18 protein-coding genes, 1 tRNA gene and 1 pseudogene are annotated in these 22,093 nt (G+C 35.8%); 10 read left to right on the plus strand and 10 right to left on the minus strand.

Annotation, left to right across the window (positions count from 1 at the left end):
* Positions 1 to 64: 64 nt before the first annotated feature.
* Entirely contained in the window at positions 65 to 1,291 is a 1,227-nt protein-coding gene (locus tag NAAC61_RS07945; RefSeq protein WP_202695658.1) for an adenosylhomocysteinase, read from the plus strand.
* A 29-nt stretch (positions 1,292 to 1,320) separates the two neighbouring features.
* On the opposite strand, the gene glyA is transcribed toward NAAC61_RS07945, so the two are convergent.
* Positions 1,321 to 2,592, minus strand: coding sequence for a serine hydroxymethyltransferase (glyA, locus tag NAAC61_RS07950; protein ID WP_121515257.1), 1,272 nt, complete (start codon positions 2,590 to 2,592; stop codon positions 1,321 to 1,323).
* Positions 2,593 to 2,874: 282 nt separating this feature from the next.
* Here glyA and NAAC61_RS07955 point away from each other — a divergent pair, with 282 nt between their 5' ends.
* The 9 genes and pseudogenes from NAAC61_RS07955 (at position 2,875) to NAAC61_RS07995 (ending at position 10,827) form a co-directional block, all read left to right on the plus strand.
* Positions 2,875 to 4,116 carry an aminotransferase-like domain-containing protein gene (locus tag NAAC61_RS07955; protein WP_012209271.1) on the plus strand — a complete coding sequence of 414 codons (1,242 nt, stop codon included), beginning with the start codon at positions 2,875 to 2,877 and terminating at the stop codon, positions 4,114 to 4,116.
* Positions 4,117 to 4,140: 24 nt separating this feature from the next.
* Complete coding sequence (gene buk, locus NAAC61_RS07960) at positions 4,141 to 5,229, plus strand: butyrate kinase (RefSeq protein ID WP_012209272.1); 1,089 nt, start codon at positions 4,141 to 4,143, stop codon at positions 5,227 to 5,229.
* Positions 5,226 to 6,127 (plus strand): annotated as a pseudogene (locus tag NAAC61_RS07965) (bifunctional enoyl-CoA hydratase/phosphate acetyltransferase). The gene buk (NAAC61_RS07960) and the pseudogene NAAC61_RS07965 overlap by 4 nt, the downstream one beginning before the upstream one ends.
* Before the next feature lie 20 nt (positions 6,128 to 6,147).
* Positions 6,148 to 7,215 (plus strand): butyrate kinase, encoded by a 1,068-nt coding sequence (gene buk, locus NAAC61_RS07970; protein ID WP_012209274.1) that lies wholly within the window; start codon positions 6,148 to 6,150, stop codon positions 7,213 to 7,215.
* Positions 7,216 to 7,232: 17 nt separating this feature from the next.
* Positions 7,233 to 7,913 (plus strand): cobalamin biosynthesis protein CobQ, encoded by a 681-nt coding sequence (locus tag NAAC61_RS07975; RefSeq protein WP_121515260.1) that lies wholly within the window; start codon positions 7,233 to 7,235, stop codon positions 7,911 to 7,913.
* A 235-nt stretch (positions 7,914 to 8,148) separates the two neighbouring features.
* Positions 8,149 to 8,382: a 4Fe-4S dicluster domain-containing protein gene (locus NAAC61_RS07980; protein ID WP_012209276.1), complete on the plus strand. Its 234-nt coding sequence runs from the start codon at positions 8,149 to 8,151 to the stop codon at positions 8,380 to 8,382.
* 5 nt (positions 8,383 to 8,387) lie between these two features.
* A complete protein-coding gene (locus NAAC61_RS07985) occupies positions 8,388 to 9,452 on the plus strand; it encodes a 3-methyl-2-oxobutanoate dehydrogenase subunit VorB (protein WP_012209277.1) in 1,065 nt (354 codons plus the stop codon).
* Between the two features lie 15 nt (positions 9,453 to 9,467).
* Positions 9,468 to 10,223, plus strand: a complete 756-nt coding sequence (locus NAAC61_RS07990) for a thiamine pyrophosphate-dependent enzyme (RefSeq protein WP_103064491.1) — start codon at positions 9,468 to 9,470, stop codon at positions 10,221 to 10,223.
* 61 nt (positions 10,224 to 10,284) lie between these two features.
* Positions 10,285 to 10,827, plus strand: a complete 543-nt coding sequence (locus NAAC61_RS07995) for a 2-oxoacid:acceptor oxidoreductase family protein (RefSeq protein ID WP_012209279.1) — start codon at positions 10,285 to 10,287, stop codon at positions 10,825 to 10,827.
* A gap of 50 nt (positions 10,828 to 10,877) precedes the next feature.
* Here NAAC61_RS07995 and NAAC61_RS08000 read toward each other — a convergent pair.
* From NAAC61_RS08000 to NAAC61_RS08040, 9 genes are all read right to left on the minus strand, one after another.
* A tRNA-Ser gene (locus NAAC61_RS08000) sits at positions 10,878 to 10,968 on the minus strand.
* 79 nt (positions 10,969 to 11,047) lie between these two features.
* Positions 11,048 to 12,061, minus strand: a complete 1,014-nt coding sequence (gene tsaD, locus NAAC61_RS08005; RefSeq protein ID WP_103064492.1) for a tRNA (adenosine(37)-N6)-threonylcarbamoyltransferase complex transferase subunit TsaD — start codon at positions 12,059 to 12,061, stop codon at positions 11,048 to 11,050.
* A complete protein-coding gene (gene clpX / locus NAAC61_RS08010; protein WP_202695659.1) occupies positions 12,058 to 13,287 on the minus strand; it encodes an ATP-dependent Clp protease ATP-binding subunit ClpX in 1,230 nt (409 codons plus the stop codon). Before clpX ends, tsaD begins: the two co-directional genes overlap by 4 nt.
* 79 nt (positions 13,288 to 13,366) lie before the next feature.
* Positions 13,367 to 14,257, minus strand: coding sequence for a cysteine synthase A (gene cysK / locus NAAC61_RS08015; RefSeq protein ID WP_237729839.1), 891 nt, complete (start codon positions 14,255 to 14,257; stop codon positions 13,367 to 13,369).
* Between the two features lie 87 nt (positions 14,258 to 14,344).
* On the minus strand, positions 14,345 to 14,956 hold the full coding sequence (gene epsC, locus NAAC61_RS11065) for a serine O-acetyltransferase EpsC (RefSeq protein WP_012209283.1): 612 nt from the start codon (positions 14,954 to 14,956) through the stop codon (positions 14,345 to 14,347).
* Between the two features lie 134 nt (positions 14,957 to 15,090).
* Positions 15,091 to 16,161, minus strand: a complete 1,071-nt coding sequence (locus NAAC61_RS08025; RefSeq protein ID WP_012209284.1) for a hypothetical protein — start codon at positions 16,159 to 16,161, stop codon at positions 15,091 to 15,093.
* 5 nt (positions 16,162 to 16,166) lie between these two features.
* On the minus strand, positions 16,167 to 20,333 hold the full coding sequence (locus NAAC61_RS08030; protein ID WP_103064496.1) for a PolC-type DNA polymerase III: 4,167 nt from the start codon (positions 20,331 to 20,333) through the stop codon (positions 16,167 to 16,169).
* Entirely contained in the window at positions 20,320 to 20,811 is a 492-nt protein-coding gene (gene ruvC, locus NAAC61_RS08035) for a crossover junction endodeoxyribonuclease RuvC (RefSeq protein WP_012209286.1), read from the minus strand. Before ruvC ends, NAAC61_RS08030 begins: the two co-directional genes overlap by 14 nt.
* Positions 20,811 to 22,052 carry an aminopeptidase P family protein gene (locus tag NAAC61_RS08040; protein ID WP_202695661.1) on the minus strand — a complete coding sequence of 414 codons (1,242 nt, stop codon included), beginning with the start codon at positions 22,050 to 22,052 and terminating at the stop codon, positions 20,811 to 20,813. Before NAAC61_RS08040 ends, ruvC begins: the two co-directional genes overlap by 1 nt.
* Positions 22,053 to 22,093: the final 41 nt, after the last annotated feature.

Below are 22,093 nucleotides of genomic sequence, written 5' to 3' on the forward strand. Positions count from 1 at the left end.
CGGGGAATGGGCGCTATATCTAATGTTTTAGAGTATAATTTTTAAAAATAAGGGGAGGACTACTATGACTTCACTAGCAGAAAGCGGCAAAAAGAAAATAGAATGGGTAAAAAAGCACATGAAAGTCTTAAACTATTTAAAAGATCTATACCAAACAGAAAAACCCTTTGAAGGTGTAAATGTAGCTATAAGCATCCATTTAGAGGCGAAAACAGCCTATTTAGGAATAGTATTACACGAATTAGGTGCCAACGTTGCTATAACAGGGAGTAACCCCTTATCCACACAAGAAGATGTCGTAGAAGCTCTGAAAGAATATGGACTCAACGTACATGCAGAAAGAACTTTAGATGAATCAGTCTATTGGAAAAATATCGATAAAATATTAGAAACTAATCCTAACATAATTTTAGACGACGGAGCAGATTTGGGAATAACCTTGATAGAGAAACACCCTGAAAAAGTAAGCAATCTCTGGGGAATCTGTGAAGAAACCACCACAGGTGTAAAAAGATACAAATCCCTTTTCAAAGAAAATAAATTACCTGTACCTGTGATTTTAATAAACGACTCTTACATGAAATATTTGTTCGACAACAGATACGGTACAGGCCAATCAACGTGGGACGGGATTATGAGATCAACTAACCTTTCTGTTTCTGGTAAAATAGTAGTTGTAGCAGGGTACGGTTGGTGTGGTAAAGGTGTTGCCATGAGAGCAAAGGGATTAGGCGCTAACGTTATAATAACCGAAGTTGATCCAATAAAAGCTAACGAAGCGATAATGGATGGATTTAGAGTTATGAAAATGGATGAAGCAGTAAAATACGGGGATTTTTTTGTAACGGTAACAGGTGACATCGATGTAATAACGAAGAGGCACTTTTTAGAAATGAAAGAAGGTGCGATTCTTTCCAATGCCGGACATTTTGACGTTGAAGTAAAGGTAAAAGATTTGGAAGAAGTTGCGGTAGACAAAATCAACGTAAGAAACGGAGTAGAAGAATACAAATTACCTAATGGGAAAAGCGTATTTTTATTAGGACAAGGAAGACTGGTTAATCTTGTTAACGGCGATGGTCATCCCGCAGAAATAATGGATCTCTCCTTTAGTTTACAGTTAGAGGGTGCAAAATATATAAAAGAAAACCACCAAAATATGAAAGTAAATCTTTCCCCAGTACCTTATGAAATAGACGAAAAAATAGCACAAATTAACCTAAAAACATTAGGAATTGAGATAGACACCCTATCTGAAGAGCAAAAAGATTATTTGAATAGTTGGAAATAATATAAAAGGGGCACCAGTAGGCGCCCCTTTCACTCAATCAAATCTGCATACATTGGAAAACGTTGACAGAGAGAAACAACATCTTTTTTAATTTCTTGTGCTAAATCTTTATCTATATTCCCTTCTTCATCAAGAACATTGTTTGCAACTTTTGCTATCATTGAAGCGATTTCTTTCATTTCTTCTTCTTTCATACCACGTGTGGTAACCGCAGGGGTACCAATCCTTATTCCACTAGTCACGAAGGGTGACAACTTTTCTTTGGGAACAGTATTTTTGTTAACCGTGATATCACATTGTCCTAATGCGTTTTCAAGGGCTTTCCCTGTTATATTAAGCTCAGATAGATCCACCAAGAACAAATGCGTATCCGTTCCGCCTGAGACGATTCTCAAACTTTGATTAGAAAGTTCTTCGCTTAAAGCTTTAGAATTTTTAACAACTTGTTTTTGATATTCTTTGAACTCTCCACTCATAGCTTCTTTAAAAGCAACAGCCTTTGCCGCTATTATATGTTCTAAGGGACCGCCTTGTATCCCTGGAAAAATGATTTTATTGATTGATTTGTAAATATCACTATCGTTTGTGAGAATAATCCCACCTCTTGGCCCTCTTAAAGTTTTATGCGTTGTCGAAGTAACGACATGCGCGTACTCAACTGGGTTTGGATGAATACCAGCGGCAACTAATCCTGCAAAATGGGCCATATCAACCATTAAATACGCACCAACTTCATCGGCTATCTCTCTAAATCTTTTAAAATCTATTATCCTAGAGTATGCACTCCCACCTGCCACAATAACTTTAGGTTTTGCATCCTTCGCTATTCTTTCAACCTCATCATAATTGATTGTTTCCGTTTCTTCATCGACACCATAAGAAACAACATTGAACAACATACCTGAGAAATTTACTGGAGCGCCATGGGTTAGATGGCCACCATGGCTCAACGACATTCCCATTAATGTATCCCCAGGTTTCATAAGCGCTAGATAAGCGCCCATATTCGCTTGGGACCCTGAATGGGGTTGAACGTTCGCAAACTTTGCATTGAAAAGTTCTTTTGCTCTATCCCGAGCAAGCGTCTCAACCTCGTCTATATATTCACATCCTCCATAATATCTTCTTTTTGGGTAACCTTCGGCATATTTATTCGTAAAAATACTTCCTGCGGCTTCCATAACAGATTTTGACGCATAATTCTCTGATGCAATCAATTCTAAACCATACTCTTGCCTTTTAAGCTCTTTTTGAAGAATCTCGTAAACTTCGTTATCAGAACTCTTTAAATCTTCCCACACTGTCAACACCTCTTTTTTAAAATTATAAGATTGCTCATTAAAAAATCATGTTTTTAATATTTTAACACACTATTTAATTTTCGAAATTAATTAAGATCAGCTATCATATATCAATGTTAAAATTTTATTATGAAATATATTTCATGAAATTTTTTTCATATGCCCAATAAATGCTTCTAATCGTCAATAAACGTCTGTAATCGTCTGTAACTGACTTTGACTTATCTCGATTATTTGATTATAATTGAGTTGTAGGATAAATAATGAAAAGGGGGGCAAATTATGAACTACGAAAAAAAGTTTTCAAAAGTTGCAAAAACGGCGAAAGCAAGCATTATAAGGGAATTATTGAAGGTAGCTTCTGAGCCTGAAACGATATCGTTTGGTGGGGGTGTACCTGATCCAGAGACTTTTCCTCGAGAAGAATTAGGAGAAATTGCGGCAAAAATTGTTAAAGAAGAATACAAAATAACACTACAGTATGGTCCTACCGAGGGAGATAACGAATTAAAAAACGCTTATATAAATCTACTAAAAAAACACGAAGGAATAGAAGGGGTATCTCCGGAGAATATGTTGATAACTGTTGGTTCCCAGCAAGCCCTACAATTGATAGGTCTAGCACTGCTCGATGAAGATTCTTACTGTGCTGTAGGAAAACCAGTTTATTTGGGTGCAGTCAGCGCTTTTAGACAAATGTTTCCTAAATTTATGGAAATACCTTTAGAAGATGATGGAATGAATGTTGATATCCTTGAAGAAAAATTAGAAGAGTTAGTAACTAAGGGAGAAATAGATAAGTTTAAATTCGTTTACGTGGTGCCTACATTTCAAAATCCTGCTGGGGTAACTATGTCGTTAGAAAAAAGAAAGAAATTAATTAACTTAGCACATAAATATGATTTTTTAATTCTCGAGGATGATCCTTATGGTTCGTTGAGATTTGAGGGAGAACCAATTCCGTCAATTTACTCTCTTGATCCAGAAAGAACGGTCTTATTAAACACATTTTCTAAAATTTTGTGTCCAGGTCTGAGAATTGGGATAATTGTTGCATCAAAAGACTTATTAAGAAAGCTAACAATACTTAAACAAGGTGTAGATCTATGTACACCATCTTTGACCCAGAGACTAGCCGCTAGATACCTCCAAGCTCACGATAGGATCGAACAGTTAAAACCCACATTAGAACTTTATAAATCAAAAAAAGATACGATGTTGAAGGCGTTAGAAGAGGAATTCGGTGATATGCAAGGGGTAAGTTGGACTCGCCCGGAGGGTGGGCTCTTCATATGGTTAACTTTTCCAGAATGGGTAGATACTATGGAAATGTTTGAAGAAGCAAAGAAGAACAAAGTATTGTACGTTCCGGGAGAGGCATTTTATGTAAACGAGGTGGAAAAAAATCACATGCGATTATCTTTCTGCCTTCCTTCACACGAAGAAATAAAAGAGGGTATAAGAAGATTGAGAAAAGTTGCAGAAAATTATGTAAATGCGAATTCTATCCGTAGCAAATCCTAAAAAACTGATTATGGGAGGAGCTTTATGTATAAAATATTGGTCATAAATCCAGGTGCAACGTCTACAAAGCTCTCACTTTTTGAGGATGAGAAAGAAGTAATCTCAGAAAGTATAGAGCATTCCGTTAGCGAGATAGAAAATTGTAAAACGATTATGGACCAACTTCCTTTTCGTAAAAAGTGCGTAGAAGATTTTCTAAAAAGATACAACATATCTATCAATGAATTAGATGCGATAGCTGCTAGAGGGGGGATACTTCCTCCTATGAAAAGTGGAACTTACCAGGTGAATGAGGATATGGTTAATTACCTAAAAACCAAAACAAGAGTTGAACACGCATCGAACCTAGCTGCTGTAATAGCCTTTGAACTATCAAAGAATTCCTCGAAAGGCTTACCTGTTTTCATTACTGATCCTATTTCTGTTGATGAGTTTATCCCCGAGGCGAGAATTTCTGGAATACCACAACTTGAAAGACACAGTTTATTCCACGCTTTGAACATGAAAATAGTTGCAAGATTCGCTGCTAAAGAATTGAATAAAGAATATGAAAAATGCAATTTTGTCATAGCTCACTTGGGCGGTGGAATCTCTGTTGGTGCGCAGAGAAAAGGCCTTATGATCGACGTTAACAACGCAACAGATGAAGGACCTTTTAGCTCACAAAGAACGGGAGAATTACCAATGGGGGACCTTGCAAAATGGATTTTTAAAAATATGCATTCATACTCCAAAAATGATGTCAAATCAACATTTGTAGGAAAAGGAGGTTTGTTTGCATATTTAAAAACAGCAAGTTTAAAAGATGCTTTAAAACTTGCCGAAAAAGATGAATATGCAAAATTAATTGTAGAAGCCATGGCTTATCAAGTCTCAAAGGAAATAGGTGGGATGGCAGCAATTCTGGGTGGAGATCTCGATGCAATTATCTTAACTGGTGGAATGGCTCACAGTGACTACTTTGTTGAATTGATCAAAAGAAGGATCGATAAGTTAGGGGTGGTAATGGTTTACCCTGGAGCTTACGAGATGGAAGGACTCGCCTTAGGAGCCTTGAGAGCACTCGAACAGTTGGAAGATACAAAGATATGGGAGGGTGAAAATATTTTATGAAAATTGAGAACATTAGACAGATTATCGAATTAGTAAAAAATGAGCACAGATCAAAAACGATTGCGGTGGCAGCTGCCGAAGATGATGTTGTCTTGAAAGCTGTTCAAAAAGCTAAGGAAATTGATTTATGTAACTTTATCTTGTACGGAGATAAAACAAAGATCCAACATATATCAGAAGAAATTGGACTTGATACCACCAACATAGAAATCAGAGATGCTTCAACCCCTCTTGAAGCAGCAAAAGGAGCAATACAAGCCGTTGCCAATGGAGAAGCCGATCTTCCTATGAAAGGAAAACTTAACACCTCTGAGATTTTATCGGTATATTTAAAGGATGAATATGGTTTAAAAACAGGAAAAACGATGAATTTAGTCTGTGTCTTTGAAATACCCAGATACCACAAGTTGTTGATAATCTCTGATGCTGGTATGGTGATTGCTCCGACTCTTGAACAAAAAGTTGATATTATAAACAACGCTGTGTCAGTAGCCCATAAGTTAGGTATAGAAACACCAAAAGTTGCCGTTGTAGGGGCATTAGAGCAGGTTAACCCCAAGATGCCTGCAACAGTAGAAGCGGCAATATTAGCACAAATGAACAGAAGAGGCCAGATAAAAGGATGCATAGTAGACGGACCTTTTGCTATGGACAATGCCATTTCTAAAGAAGCTGCTACACACAAAGGAATAAACAGTGAAGTCGCTGGAGATGCGGATATATTAATCATGCCCGATATAGAAGCGGGAAACATATTGTATAAGACCTTAGTATATTTCGCCGATGCAAAGCTGGCGAGTTCAATTGTAGGGGGCAAAAACCGGTAGTTTTAACCTCTAGAGCCGATAGTGATGAATCCAAACTCAACGCCATGGCGTTTTCAATCTTGATGTCTTAAATTTAAAAAGGAGAATTCATATGTATAAAATTCTCGTTATAAATCCAGGGTCCACATCGACTAAAATTGCTGTTTATGAAGATGAAAATCAAAGGCTAAAAAAAGTCATAGATCACGATGTGAACGAATTGAAAAAATACAAGACTGTTGCCGATCAATACGAATTGAGGAAGAATACGATTTTACAGTTTTTGAATGAAGAAGGAATAAACTTACACAGTTTTTCAGCCATCATTGGGCGCGGAGGACTCTTAAGACCTATACCAAGTGGAACTTATGAAATAACCGATCAGATGTTAGAAGAGTTACAAAAAGCCAAATACGGAGAACACGAATCAAATTTAGGGGCTCTTATAGCAAACGAACTAGCTGAACAGATTGGTGTAAAAGCTTACATAGCCGATCCCGTTGTGGTGGATGAGATGGAAGATATAGCAAGAGTTTCAGGTCACCCTTTCTTTCAAAGAAAATCGATTTTTCATGCTTTAAATCAAAAAGCAGTAGCAAGATCGCTCAGTGAAAAATTAGGCCGTGATTATTATGACTTGAATCTCATCGTTGTTCATATGGGCGGGGGGATATCCATCGGAGCACACAAAAAAGGCAGGGTAATTGATGTGAACAATGCCCTTGATGGAGATGGCCCTTTCACCCCCGAAAGATCTGGGACGTTGCCCCTTGTTGGGTTTATAGACCTTTGCTACTCAGGAAAGTATTCTGAAGGTGAAATAAGAAAGTTCATAAAAGGTAATGGAGGGTTAATTGCTTATTTAGGTACTAACGATGTGAGAGAGGTCGTAAAAAGAATAAAAAACGGGGATAAAAAAGCCGAATTAGTATATTCTGGGTTGATACATCAAATCGTTAAATGGATAGGTAAAATGTCAGCAGTTTTGAATTTTGACGTTGATGCCATAGCTTTAACTGGCGGAATGGCATACGAAAATGAGTTTCTTGTTCCTCAAATAAAAGAAAAAGTAAGTTTCATCGCCCCAGTGTATGTGTTTCCTGGAGGAGACGAAGAAAAAGCCTTAGCCTTAGCGGCGCTTAGAGTATTAAAAAAAGAAGAACAAGCAAAAACGTACTAATAAGGAGCTCTAAATACATGTTGAAAAATTTATTAAAAGATTATCAAGTTCATATTTTTGTTGGGATGTTTGGTTCTGGAAAAACGGAAGTTTCTATGAACGTAGCCTTGGAATTAAAAAAAGAGAACAAGAATGTAGCAATTGCGGATTTGGATATAATAAGCCCGTATTTTCGGGTAAGAGATAAAATTGAAGAATTGAATCGAAAAGATATTAAGGTAATCGCTCCCCCAGAAAAATACATGCATGCAGACGTTCCCATTGTACCTGGTGAAATAGGAGGATACATAACAAACCAAGATTATAAAACGGTAATAGACGTCGGGGGAAACGAAGATGGTGTAAAAGTTTTAGGATCTTTAAAAAATTATATAGATAATGCAAAATGTGCTCTGTATTTTGTAATCAACACGAGAAGACCTTTTATGGATACTAAGGAATATATAATAAAAAATTTGCAATCTCTAGAAAATAGTTCACGATTAAAAATAAATTATTTAGTTGTAAATTCAAACATTCAAAATGAAACAACTAAAGAAATCATAGAAGAAGGAGAAAACATAATAGGAGAAGTATCCAACATAACAAATATTCCCATCGCATTTACAGTAGTAACTAGAGATTTAGAAGATAAGATAAACGCTAAGTTTGAAAAATTTGTGATTCAAAGATTTTTTGGGAACTATGGTTTTTGCTGATCTGTGCAAAATAGTTTGTTTGCAATGCTTTAGAAATGTCTCCCAAAATCTCGTTTGCTACGCTTTTGCAGCTCTGTGCAAAAAGTTTTTTTGGGATAAATTTAAATTTGGGGGTTCTTAAGGGGGTATCCCCTTTTGCGGCTCTGTGCAAAAAGTTTTTTTGGGATAAATTTAAATTTGGGGGTTCTTAAGGGGGTACCCCCCTTAATGCCAATAAATGATTGGAGGGAAAACGATGAAAGAGACAAAGTTTGCAATTGATATCGATAAAGAAAGGTGCAAAGGGTGCGGTCTCTGTATTCAAGCTTGTCCCAAAGATGTCCTTGAATTTTCTAAAGGGTACAACAACAAAGGGTATCATCCAGCACAAGTTAAAAACATCGAAAATTGTATAGGATGCGGTTTTTGCTATCAAATGTGTCCCGATGTATGTATAACTGTAAAAGTACTAGAAAAGGCAAGGAGTTGATTTTTATGGAAAAAACCGAAAAAGTTATGGTTAAGGGTACAGAAGCAATAGGTGAAGCTGCAATAAGAGCAGGATGTAGATTATATTTTGGTTACCCAATTACTCCTCAAAGTGAATTAACAGAATACATGGCAAGAAGATTACCTGAAGTAAATGGGACTTTTTTACAAGCTGAAAGTGAAGTTGCCGTGGCAAATATGATATATGGAGCAGCTAGCACCGGAAAAAGGGTTATGACCTCCACTTCTTCTCCTGGATTCTCTTTAATGCAAGAAGGGGTTTCTTACATAGCAGGGGCTGAACTCCCATGCGTTTTTGTAAACGTGATGAGAGGAGGACCTGGCTTAGGAGATATTCAACCAGCGCAATCAGACTATTTTCAAGCCACAAAAGGGGGCGGACATGGCGATTATAAATTGATCGTATATGGTCCTGAATCCCTTCAAGAAGCTGTTGAATTGACCATTCGTGCTTTCGATGTAGCCGATAAGTACAGAATCCCAGTGTTAGTGTTAACAGATGGATTACTTGGTCAAATGATGGAGCCAGTTTCATTCCCTAGCTTTAAAAATCTAAACACTTTACCCGATCATTCGGATTGGGCATTGACTGGAACAAAAATGCAGCGAGAAGTACACAGAGTTACATCTTTTGATTTGGACCCTGTAAAATTAGAAAAAATGAATATTCAAAGACATGAAAAATACAAAACAATAGTAAAAGAAGAAAAACTATTTGAAGAATACAAATTAAACGATGCGGAAATTGTGTTGGTTGCCTATGGGACGATGGGAAGAATAGTAAAATCAGTTGCAGATAGTGCCAGAGAAAAAGGCGTAAAAGCGGGGGTATTTCGCCCAATAAGTTTATGGCCCTTTCCATATGAAGAATTAGGAAGATACGCTGAAAACGCTAAATTGTTCTTCACAGTAGAAATGAGTTTTGGTCAGATGGTGGAAGATGTAAGACTGGCAGTCAACGGAAAAAAGCCTGTAGAATTTTATGGAAGAACAGGCGGTATAATTCCAACCCCGGGAGAAGTATTGGCAAAATTAATGGAAATAATTTAAAAGAAGGTGAAGTTAATGGCCTATGCAGAAAGGTTTAAAGCACCAACATCATTAAGTGGAAAAGAGTTTACATATTGCCCAGGATGTTCTCACGGAATTGTTCATAGATTGATCGCTGAAGTAATAGACGAACTTGACATACAAGGGAAAACTATAATGGTTGCACCTGTTGGATGTTCCGTATTTGCTTACGAATTTTTTGATGTAGATGGCACTGTAGCAGCTCACGGAAGGGCACCTGCCGTAGCTACTGGTATTAAAAGAGCCAGCCCAGATAATGTTGTTTTTACATACCAAGGAGACGGTGATTTAGCAGCTATTGGAACCGCAGAAATAATACATGCAGCAAACAGAGGAGAACGTATTACAACCATTTTTATAAACAATGCTATATACGGTATGACAGGAGGGCAAATGGCACCAACTACCCTTTTAGGAATGAAAACTACAACTACCCCATATGGAAGAAGAGAAAATATTGAAGGGTATCCCATTCATGTTTCAGAAGTTCTAAAAGAATTGTCAGGAGTGGCGTTTCTAGCTCGTACAAAAGTTACAACTCCACAAGACGTAATAAAAACAAAAAAGTATTTAAAAAAGGCTTTTTATGCTCAACTCAATAATATAGGTTTTGGTTTAGTTGAAGTTTTATCAACATGTCCCACTAATTGGGGATTAACACCCATAGAATCTATGAAGTGGTTGGAAGATAATATGGTAAAAGAGTTCCCTTTAGGTGTATATGTTGATAAAGTTGGAGAAGTTCACTAATCATCTTATATTCCCTTGTTCTTACAAATATCAAAGGGAATAAATAAATGGAGGTGTTTTTATGTCATACCATGGATTAATAGCCGCCGGCTTTGGTGGACAAGGTGTCATGCTTTTCGGTCAGATAATTTCTTTAGCGGCTATGATTGATGGAAAATATACCACATGGCTTCCATCCTACGGACCTGAAATGCGAGGTGGAACAGCTAACTGTACGGTAATAATCTCTGATGAATACATTGCCTCGCCAGTTTTAGACGAACCAAATGAAGTTGCTGCCTTCAATATTCCGTCTATGATAAAGTTTGAAAAAACATTGAAAGAGAATGGGCTATTGTTGATCAACTCTTCTGTGATCGATAGGAAACCAGAAAGAAAAGACATACAGTTAGTAAAAGTACCAGCCAATGAAATAGCAGACGAGCTTGGGAATTTAAAAGTTTTAAATATGGTTATGCTTGGAGCTTACTTAAAAGCAACTCAAGCGGTAAGCTTTGAAGCCGTAGAAGAAGCGTTGAAAGAAAAGTTGACAGGGAAAAAGGGAAAATTGCTAGAAATAAATTTAAAAGCAATAAAAGCAGGAATGAAAGAAACTGTAAAATAAGAAAATAATATAATAAATGCTGGGAATTTTCCAGCATTTATTATTTTTAATGGCGGAGAGAGTGGGATTTGAACCCACGGACAGCTTTTAACCGTCACACGCTCTCCAGGCGTGCGCCTTCGACCACTCGGCCATCTCTCCATAATAGTTATTAACTTTTCCGAAAGTTATTATATCATAATAATCCCTTACCGTCAACCATCCACAAAACTAAATGTCGTTATATTTTAGATAATCCCAAATTAGGAACAACATCCAACTCTAACGTATCAAACATGTTTCTTACATATTTTTCGTATCCAGCCCGGCATATCATTGCTGCATTATCAGTACATAACGATTGTCTTGGATAATAGATATTCAATTTGTCTTTAAAAGCATTCAATTTTTCTCTCAATAGAGAGTTTGCAGCAACTCCCCCTGCTATTACAATATCTTTTATACTTTCTTTAATTGCAAATTTAGTAACTTTATGAACAAGTGTGTCTATTATCGCTTCTTGAAATGAAGCGGCTATATCTTCTTTTTTTGCCTGCGGATAATCTCTTACAAAATACAAAACAGATGTTTTTAAGCCAGAAAAAGAAAAGTCGTATTCTTTATCATACAAGGGTCTAGGAAAATCGTACAATTTTTGAGCCTTTTTTGAAATTTCATCTATAACTGGTCCTCCTGGATAACCCAAATCCAAAATCCTTGCGACTTTATCAAAGGCTTCTCCTGCCGCATCATCACGTGTTTCCCCTATTATTTCAAAGTCCAAATAATCTTTAACTAGCAAAATTGCTGTATGTCCACCGGAAACTAATAATGTGACAAAAGGAGGTTTCAGATTTGGGAAATCGAGAAAGTTAGCGTATATATGCCCCATTAAATGATTTACACCAATTAACGGTTTCCCCAAGGACAAAGACATCCCCTTAGCAAAACTCACCCCGATAAGTAAAGCCCCGATTAATCCAGGGCCGAAAGATACACTAACTGCATCTATGTCGTTTGGGGTAATTTGTGCCTCTTCGAAGGCTTTCAAACTTAGTTTGTACAAAACTTCGACATGTTTTCGAGCGGCAACTTCTGGTACAACTCCTCCAAATACCTTATGAACATCGATCTGTGAATTAACTAAATTAGAAAGCAGTTGATCTTTACCTTTTAATATCGCCACAGCCGTTTCATCACAAGATGTTTCTATTCCAAAAATGATTGGATCTTTTTCACTTTCTAATATGTTCAAGCGCTTTCTTTCCTTTTCACGGCTGGTTTTTTCTTAGTTACAACCTCTTCATCTATAACAATTTTATTAATTTTATTTTTTATCTCCGGAGCTTCATACATTACATCGAGCATTATCTCTTCAAATATTGTTTTTAAAGCCCTTGCACCCGTGCCTCGTTTCAAGGCTTGCGAACATATCTCTTTCATAGCTTCAGCAGTAATTTCTAGCTTTATACCTTCTATTTCCAACATCTTTTGATATTGTTTGAATAAAGCATTCTTTGGCTCCATGGCGATCTTAATGAGGTCTTCTTCATCCAAATCGTTGAGGGTTGCAACGACAGGGAACCTACCAACAAATTCTGGAATTAACCCATACTTAATAAGATCATCTTGGACAATATTTTTTAAGACCTCACCATCTCTCTGTTTGTTGTTACTTTTTATGTCGGCTCCAAATCCTAAAGAAGAATCCTTTACCCTGTGTTTTATTATGTCTGTCAAACCGTCAAACGCCCCTCCTGCAATAAAAAGAATCTTTGAGGTATCTATTTGGATAAATTCTTGGTAAGGATGTTTTCTTCCTCCTTGAGGGGGAACGTTTGCTAAAGTCCCTTCAACAATTTTAAGTAATGCCTGTTGCACTCCTTCACCAGAAACGTCCCTGGTGATTGATGGGTTTGGCGATTTCCTTGATATTTTATCAATTTCATCGATATAAATTATCCCTTTTTCAGCTTTTTTTACATCATAATCACAAGCTTGCAAAAGCCTTAGTATAACGTTTTCAACATCTTCTCCAACGTACCCAGCTTCAGTTAAAGTGGTAGCATCTGCAATGGCAAAGGGAACATCTAATATCCGAGCCAAAGTTTGAGCGATCAAAGTCTTTCCAGTACCTGTGGGACCGATCAATAAAACGTTAGATTTATCTAACTCAACATCATTGATATTCTTTGAAGAATATATTCTCTTATAATGATTGTAAACAGCAACAGAAATTATTTTCTTAGCTGTTTCTTGACCAATTACATATTTATCCAGTTCTGATTTTATCTGTCGTGGAGTTGGAAGGGGTTTAACTTTTGTTTCAGTCTTTTCCCCGTTTTTTGTTTTATTCTCTTCAACTAACTCTTGAAAAAGATTAATACACTCGTCACAAATATAAATACCGTTAGGACCGGCAATTAAAGCTTCTGCTTGGCTTGCTGGTTTCCCACAAAAAGAGCAATACTTTTCTGACATCAATAATTCCTCCTGTTCTGTGTTTCTTTACTCTGTTTAAGATCGAGACTAATTATACCATGTATATGTTAACATAAATTCACAATAAACTCATATATTTATCCCCACTATCGGGGGCAATGGTAACAATTCTTCTACCTTTTCCCATTCTATCGGCTAATTTGATCGCTGCCAGTATATTTGCGCCTGAAGATATCCCTACAAACAATCCTTCGTCTTTTGCAAGTTGTTTAGTCATTTCAATAGCTTCTTCGTCATTTATCTGGATTACTTCATCTATTAGATTCTGATCCAAATTATCTGGAATGAATCCCGCTCCTATACCTTGAATCTTATGTTTACCAGGGTTACCTCCAGATATAACAGGTGAACTGGTTGGTTCTACTGCCACTATTCTAACACATTCTGAAAATGCTTTTTTTAACGCCCTCGCTACCCCAGTTATTGTACCACCGGTTCCTACTCCTGCAACAAAAGCTTCCAAAGAATAGTCCATCTGTTTGATAATTTCAGGTCCGGTAGTTACTTCATGTGAATATGGATTGGCAGGATTTGAGAACTGATTGGGCATATACCCTTTTGTTTCGTTCACAATCTCTAAAGCCTTGTTAATTGCTCCTTTCATTCCTTGATCGGCGGGAGTAAGTATCAACTCGGCACCAAAAAACTTTAAAATTTTCTTTCTTTCTTCACTCATACTTTCAGGCATAGTTAATATGACTCGATAACCTCTGCTTCTACCAATTGCTGCCAAAGCTATACCGGTGTTTCCACTCGTTGGTTCTACAATTATATTTTGGCTTTCATTAAGTTTGTTCTTAATTTCACCATCTCGTATCATAAAAAATGCAGGCCTATCTTTTACACTACCTGCGGGATTATTTTTTTCTAATTTAACAAAAACCCTTCCAGGTTGAATAATCTTTGATAATGTAATAATTGGAGTGTTCCCTATCGACGTGTAAATCAAAAGATCACCTTCCATATGTTTAATTTTATTTCAGATTAGATTCAACAAAAAAATCTTTCACTGCTAGATTTTTTTAAATAGAATCATTTAAATTACAAAATCCGAGTTTATCGTATTGTTTAAGTCATAGTAATTAGAAGAGGGACAATTGATTTTTTTGATTTTTGCCGGTACCCCAACTGCCAATGATTTAGGCGGCACATCCATTAAAACGACAGAGTTAGCGCCAATGACCGATTCATCTCCTATGTATATATGTCCAAGAACTTTAGCTCCAGCACCGATCATAACATTTTTACCAACTATTGGGTGTCTTTTTCCGGTGGTAACAGTTTTAGCTCCCAGAGTTACCCCATGATAGATCAACGTCCCGCTACCAACGCTCGCAGTTTCTCCAATAACAACGCCAAAACCGTGGTCAATGACTACTCCAGGTTCAATATAGGCTGCGGGATGTATATCCATAGAATGTACTATCTTACTCAACACATATATAATGTAAGAAACAGGATATATCTTGTACCTATAAAAGAAATTAGCAAAACGGTAAGCCATCAACCCGTGAAAAGGGATGGAAGTGAAAAATACCTTCCACTTGTTTTTTGCAACCGGATCTTTCTCGACGTACATATCTAAATCTTTTGATAAAGACTTGAAAATTCTTCCAAAATCCCGAAAGAAACTTAAAATACTTCTCATACATTTCCTCCCCGACTAAATTAAATATAACTAAAATTGTCGCTATTACAACAAAATTATATCCTAATTTCTTTTCAAGAGAACGATGTTTTTCTAAATTACTGTTAACGCTTTATCTCGGGGAGATAATTTAGTTAAGTTAACTTTCTGAACTCTTGAACTAAGAAACTGGCCCTTTTTTCGTTTTTCTTTTCTACCAAAACTAATTCTTTGGGGGATAAGTAAAATATTATATTTTCTGACATTCTCGATAAAATTGAGCGAATTTTTCTAATATGTATCGTTATTAAATATTGATTTTCAAAAGAATAGGGCAATTTAAAAGATATTTTTGAATTGTTGTTTTCTTTGTAAATGTAGCTGTTTCCTTTATTTAAGAGTAAATAGGCAATATTACTTTCAGAAAATGTTACATATAGTTTTGACAAAACCTTTTTTAATTCCCTTGTGTTGATCTCTTTTTCTTCGACAAAGCTCTTTTGGGTTACCAACAAATTTTTATTGTAAGAAGGCATGGACGAACATATTTTAATGAATATTCCTGGCATTCTTAATACAATATCTTTTTTGTCTATACCAAAATCGAGGATAGAACTTTTTTTCAAAAGGTTTAAAGATTTAACTATATGCCGGGCGGAAATAAACGGAATTTCTCTATGAAACTCTTCCCGGACATTTCCGTAGATGCTGTTCAATTTATAATAATTACTCATATAACCAAAAATTAAGTTATCATTGAACGTAAAAAAGTCAATGACATCTCCTTCGTTGGCAGAAGCAGAAACAAAATCAAGTTTATTAAGAAAAGATCCTATTTCTTTCTTGCTTAATAAAGTAAATTCTCTACTAACCTCGATTTGTTGGGTATCCATCTTTTCGATTTTACTATTCAATGTGATCCCTTGAATTTCAAAGGATATGAGCTTATCTTCTACAGTTAATTTAACCAAAGAATCATCTTTTAACTTCGTATCCCTTATAATTCCCTTTAAGTATTGAATTGGAACGGAGGCAACCCCATCAAACGGAAGGAATTCTTTGGTAATATTCAGATATATCTTCGCACATCCATCTGTCGCATAAATTTTGAGAGCCCTGTCATAATAAAAGTAAGCATTTCTGAAGGAAGGTTCAACGGAACCACAGAATGCGTCAAGAAGTTTTGTAATATTTTTTAATTCACCATAAGTCAACCAACCTTCCATTTATTTCATCCTTTAAATAGTGACATTTGATTTGTTTCTGGCAAGTCTTTCAATACTCCTAATTCCCTTAAAGTCTCAACGTTCGTTCTGTTACACCCACTCTTTGCAGCAAAATCTTCTATGGATTTAAACCCGCTCTCTCTTGATTTAATAATATTTTCTGCAGCTTTTTCGCCTAGATTAGGTACCTTGATAAAAGGCACAACAAGAGAATTTCCATCTATCAAAAACTTTTTTGAATCAGACTTGTTCAAATCAACCATTTTAAAATTATAACCTCTGAGCATCATTTCCAATGCCAACTCTAATACGACCATCTCATTTTTTTTGCGAACATCCAAATCCATATTACGCAGTTCAAATATCCTTTTTTTGATTGCATCTCTACCGGAGAAAATGACTTTTAAGTTGAATTCATCACCTTTGACGGTAAAATACGTAGAATAAAAAGCTAAAGGATAATGAACTTTAAACCATGCGATTCTAAAGGCCATACTAACGTAAGCAGCCGCATGAGCTTTTGGAAAGAGATATTTAATTTTTTGACAAGAGATGATGAACCATTCAGGCACTTTTAATTCTTTCATTAGTTCAATGTCTTCTTCGTCGATACCTTTGCCTTTTCTCACCTTTTCCATTATCGAAAAAGCACTTTTGGGTGGAGCGCCTTTGGATAGTAAATAATTCATTATATCATCTCTACAAGAAATTACCTCGTCTAAAGTTGCAATCTTCCTGTCTATCCAGTTTTTAGCTATTCCAGCCCATACATCGGTGCCATGTGATAAGCCAGATATTCTTACCAATTCAGAAAAACTCTTTGGCCTTGTGTCTTCCAACATCATTCTGACAAAAGTAGTACCAAACTCCGGGACCCCTAACGTTCCAACGGTTGTACCCAATTCATTTTTTAAGTCTATTTTCAATGCTTTTGTAGAAGAGAACAAACTCAAGGTTTTCTTGTCGTCCATGGGAATAGTCATAGGGTCTACCCCAGTTAAATCAGACATCATTTTAATGAATGTAGGGTCATCGTGCCCGAGTGCGTCTAATTTTACAAGATCGTTATGTATTACGTGGTAATCAAAATGAGTAGTTTGAACATTTGATTTATTATCATTGGCGGGGAACTGAATCGGTGTGTAATCGTAAACTTCCTCTTCTTTTGGAACTATCATTAATCCACCCGGATGTTGTCCTGTCGTTCGTTTTACCCCTGTTATCGCCTTGACTATTCTCATTATTTCACTATTTTTTACTATCCCCTGCTCTTCGCAATATTTTTTAGCGAAGCCAAAGGCAGTTCTATCTGCAATTGTTGATATAGTACCCGCTCGAAAAACATGATCTTCTCCGAACATTTTTTCTATGTATTTATGTGCCATGTTTTGGTAATCTCCAGAAAAATTCAAATCTATATCGGGTATTTTGTCACCTTCAAATCCCATGAATGTTTCAAATGGGATATCTTGGCCATCTTTTTTCATTTTTGCTCCACATTTTTCACATTTTTTATCGACAAGATCATACCCAGAACCTATTTCCTCTTTATCAAAAAACTCCACATTTTTACAACTTGGACATATATAATGAGGAGGTAGAGGATTTATCTCAGTTATTCCCAACATAGTAGCCACCAAAGAAGAACCAACGGAACCCCTGGAACCAACCAAGTACCCATCTTCTAAAGATTTTTGTACGATTTTTTGGGCAATTAGATAAAGTACCGCATAACCATGTTTTACGATGGATTCTAGTTCTCTATTCAATCGGCTTTCAACAATTTCTGGTAAAGGATTCCCATATATTTCATACGCTTTTTTCTTCGCAAGTTCTTCTATCTCTACTTCTGCATTCTCTATTTTTGGAGGATGAAGTTTGTTACTAAGAGGCTTTATTATTTCTATTTGATCTGCAATCTCATTAGTATTGGTTATGACAATTTTCTCGGCAATTTCTTTATCCCCAAAAATTCTTTGAGCTTCTTCTATCATCTCATCCGTTGTACGCAAATATCTGTGTGCAGAAGAAGTCTTTCTCTTTTCCCCTACTTTTAATGCGTTGTAAAAGATTTGATCTTCTTTATCTAAGTAATGAGCGTTTGAGACCATTACAACTGGCATGTTCAATTCGTTACCAAGGTTATATATATCTTGATAGATCTTTTTTAATTGTTCTTCTGAAATAGTTTTATCTGATAAAGCATCCAATGGAGTTAATTCCAGATAATCGTAAAATTTGGCGATTTCGATAATTTCATCATGAGATCCACCTCTGAGATAGGTCTGAAAGATTTCTCCATCTTCGGTTCCACTACTACCTATAAGCAAACCTTCTCTCATTCGGGATAGTTCACTTTTTAAAATCCTAGGTACTCTGTAAAAATATTTTACATGGGCATTTGAAACAAGTTTATAAAGGTTTTTAAGACCGGTTTTGTTTTTGACCAAAATAGTCGTATCGTTCGGTTGGATTCTCTTAAAATCTATGAATTTTTTTAATTTTTCAAGATCAGACAACATTTCCACATTCTGGGATTTTGCCATTTCTATAAGTTTTAAAAACACCAAAGCGGTTATATTAGCGTCTTCATGAGCCCTATGGTGTTCAAAACTACCGAGTTTTAGCTCCTCAACTACCTTAGCCAAGCCATAGCTTTTCAAAGTTAACAAGGATTTTGAAAGGGCTACGGTATCTATATAAGTTTGCTCAAAGTGTTCATTATAAACTCTTCTAACCCATTCCCGTATAAAACGGTAATCAAAAATTGCGTTATGTGCAACTAAAACCGCACCTTCTATGAAACTCAAAAATTGAGGTAGGACTTCCTCTATCGGTTTTTCAACTTCCAGCATCTGATTCGTTATACCTGTGAAATTACTTGTAAAGTTTGAGACAGGTTTTCTTGGCTTCACCAAACGATGAAACTTAGACACGATTTTCATATTCTTTATTTTCACGGCACCAATCTCAATAATTTCGTTCATGGCAGGTTCTAATCCAGTGGTTTCCAAGTCAAAAACAACAAACTCAGTTTCACTTATTTTTTTATCTTTTGTCAGCAAACTTATAATATTTACAAATTCATCAACGACATATGCTTGAATCCCAAAAATTGGTTTAATACCTACTGCGACCGCTTTTTCATAGAATTCTGGAATACTTTGAACAACACCAGAATCAGTTATAGCTACCGCCTTATGGCCCCAATTTTTTATGGTCTTCACTATTTCGCCCACATCGAGTAAACCTTCCATAGCACTTAGTTTTGAATGCAAATGAAGCTCCACCCTTTTTGTGGGGTAGTTATCTTTCCTTTCGAGAGTTTCTTCTTTTAACTTAACTATATTTGTAGGTCTAATTGCAAATTCATGACTAAAAGAATCATAAAAAATGCTTCCTTCAATTAATACGTTATCTCCCTCATCTAATTCATTGTTTAAATTATTAGCCGTTTCAGAAAATGTTTTTACAACCGCGGAACTTTTTTTATCAGTGATATAAAGAGTAGATATAGGACCTTTTTCATTGTACTCTTTGTAAAATATTTTCCCGTTAACTACCACGTTACTTCCTTCATTTGAAGGAAGTAACGATAACGGTTGTGGTACCTTTTTAAAATCCCTTCCCATAATTACGACTCTTTCTGTATCATCTAATTTTTTGGAAATATCTGAATTAGACATCAAGTTACTATCCTCGGTATCAGGCCTGTGATAACTATCATCGATAAAAGTGGGTTTTAAACTTTCATCTATCATGATTTGATAAGGGATTCTGTCACCGAGATATTTAAATAAAATATTATCCAATTCCTCTTTTTCTTTTGTTAGCCTGTTTATTACTATCGGTGAGTACGTTTTAAATACTATTTTGTTTTTTTGGTTATATTCTGGCTTTAAAAGTCTTAGATAATCTTTTAAACGATGATTCATTATCAACTGTTGCCAATTTCTTACGATAAATTCAGGTCCTTCATCATTTGTAAAAGAGATTTTGACTTCTCTCTTGAGAAGTCTACTAAAGAAAAGCTTCAATGAAGCTTCATCGATATCTTTACCTATATCCTGTAAATTGATTTCTGCCTCTTCGTCTTTTACAATGATTTCTCCACTTAGTTCAAAAGGAACAAAACCTACATTTTCCATCAAGAAATTTTTAATATCCTGCATTTTTGAAGCTCCTCCTAAAATTTCCATGACAAAAAGCCGTGGCTAATGCGTCTGCTGCATCATCTGGAGTAGGTGTCTTTTCCAACTTCAATAATAATTTTAAAGTCCTTTGAATCTGTCCTTTTTCAGCCCTTCCATATCCTGTAACAGCCTGTTTTATCTGAAAAGGTGTGTATTCATAAATTGGTATATTTTCTTTTTCTAAACAAAGTAGTATAACACCTCTAGCCTCTCCTACCTGTATGGCGGTTGCAACGTTTTTAAAGAAGTACAATTTTTCTACAGCAGACTCATCAGGCTTATAGGTTTCTATTAAGTTTCTAAGCTGTTCGTCTATGTTCAGTAACCTTTTGGGAAGTTCGTCTTCTTTGCTGGTGTATATTACACCATAATCAATTAAGTTGAACATGTTACCTTTTTTTTCAAGGACGCCGTATCCTATCCTTCCGTAGCCTGGATCTATTCCCAAAATTACCATTAAAGCACACTCCAAATACATTCAATTTCTTCTATTTCTTTGGGGATTTCTCTGGACAAGTTTTCGCATCCATTCTCAGTTATTAGAAGATCATCTTCTATGCGAACGCCGATACCCTCTTCTTCTATATAAAGGCCTGGTTCATTGGTAATAACCATTCCTGGTTTTAAAGGAATATTCTTATCTCCTACGTCATGGGTATCCAAACCTAAAAAGTGACTCACAGAATGAAAGTAATATTTTGAAAGTTCTTCATCGGTTTTAATCAATCCTATTTTTTTACAACTTTCTGCTAACGATTTCTTAGCAATTTCATTCAATTCAAAAAGGGTCAAACCTGGTTTTACTTGTGACTGAACTTCTTTCTGGGTATTTAAAACAATTTGGTAAATTTCTGCTTGTCTTGGGGAAAACTGTCTAGTTATGGGGAAAGTTCTTGATATATCCCCACTATAGTAATTATATTGTGCCCCCAAGTCCAACAATACTAAATCGCCCTCTTGTGTTTTTCGTTCGTTGGCAGAGTAATGTAAAATCGTAGAGTTTGGTCCTGAAGCTACTATTGGTTTAAAAGCTAAATCTTTTACCCCACTTTTTCTTAAAGAAAAATCGAAATATGCTTCGAGCTCGTACTCGTACATTCCAGGTTTTGAATTTTTAATTATGTTCAAAATCCCTTCTCTTGTAATTTCAATAGCTTTTTTAATATTATTGATTTCTTCTTCATCTTTAATAGTTCTCAATTCTGCGATTTTTGCTGAAACATCTTTTACACTGACATATGGAAATAATCTTTGTATTTCTTGAGCAATTAGCTTTTCTTTTGTCAAATTTTCCCAATGAGGAGATTTTAAATACAAATATAGGCTCTTAATGTTAAACCTTGATAAGGTGTCTCCAATATATCCATTTAATTCATCCAAAAAAGATATATCTTCTTCTTGAATTTTACTAAACTTAGAACAATGTTCTTTGCTTGGTTTTTCACCAACCCACCTAGCTAACTTTGGATCGTTTCTTTCTATGAATAGTTTTTCAACTGTTTTTGATTCGGTTTTGTGAATTACTAAATAAGCGTTTTCTATATCTAAATCAGTAAAATAATAGAAGTTTCGATCCGGAGTAAAGCTATAGGTTTCGTCTGCGCTTTTTACTGGACTCTTTCCTGAGTAAAGAATCAACATCGAACCTTCTTCCAAACTGCTGCTTATTTTCTCTCTTCTACTTTTCACATCAGCCATATTGACCCCTCCTAATCCCAAAAAATCTGTTTTAAAATTCC

The sequence above is a fragment of the Petrotoga sp. 8T1HF07.NaAc.6.1 genome (genome assembly GCF_016772115.1).
In the GTDB taxonomy this organism is placed as follows: Bacteria; Thermotogota; Thermotogae; order Petrotogales; family Petrotogaceae; genus Petrotoga; species Petrotoga mobilis.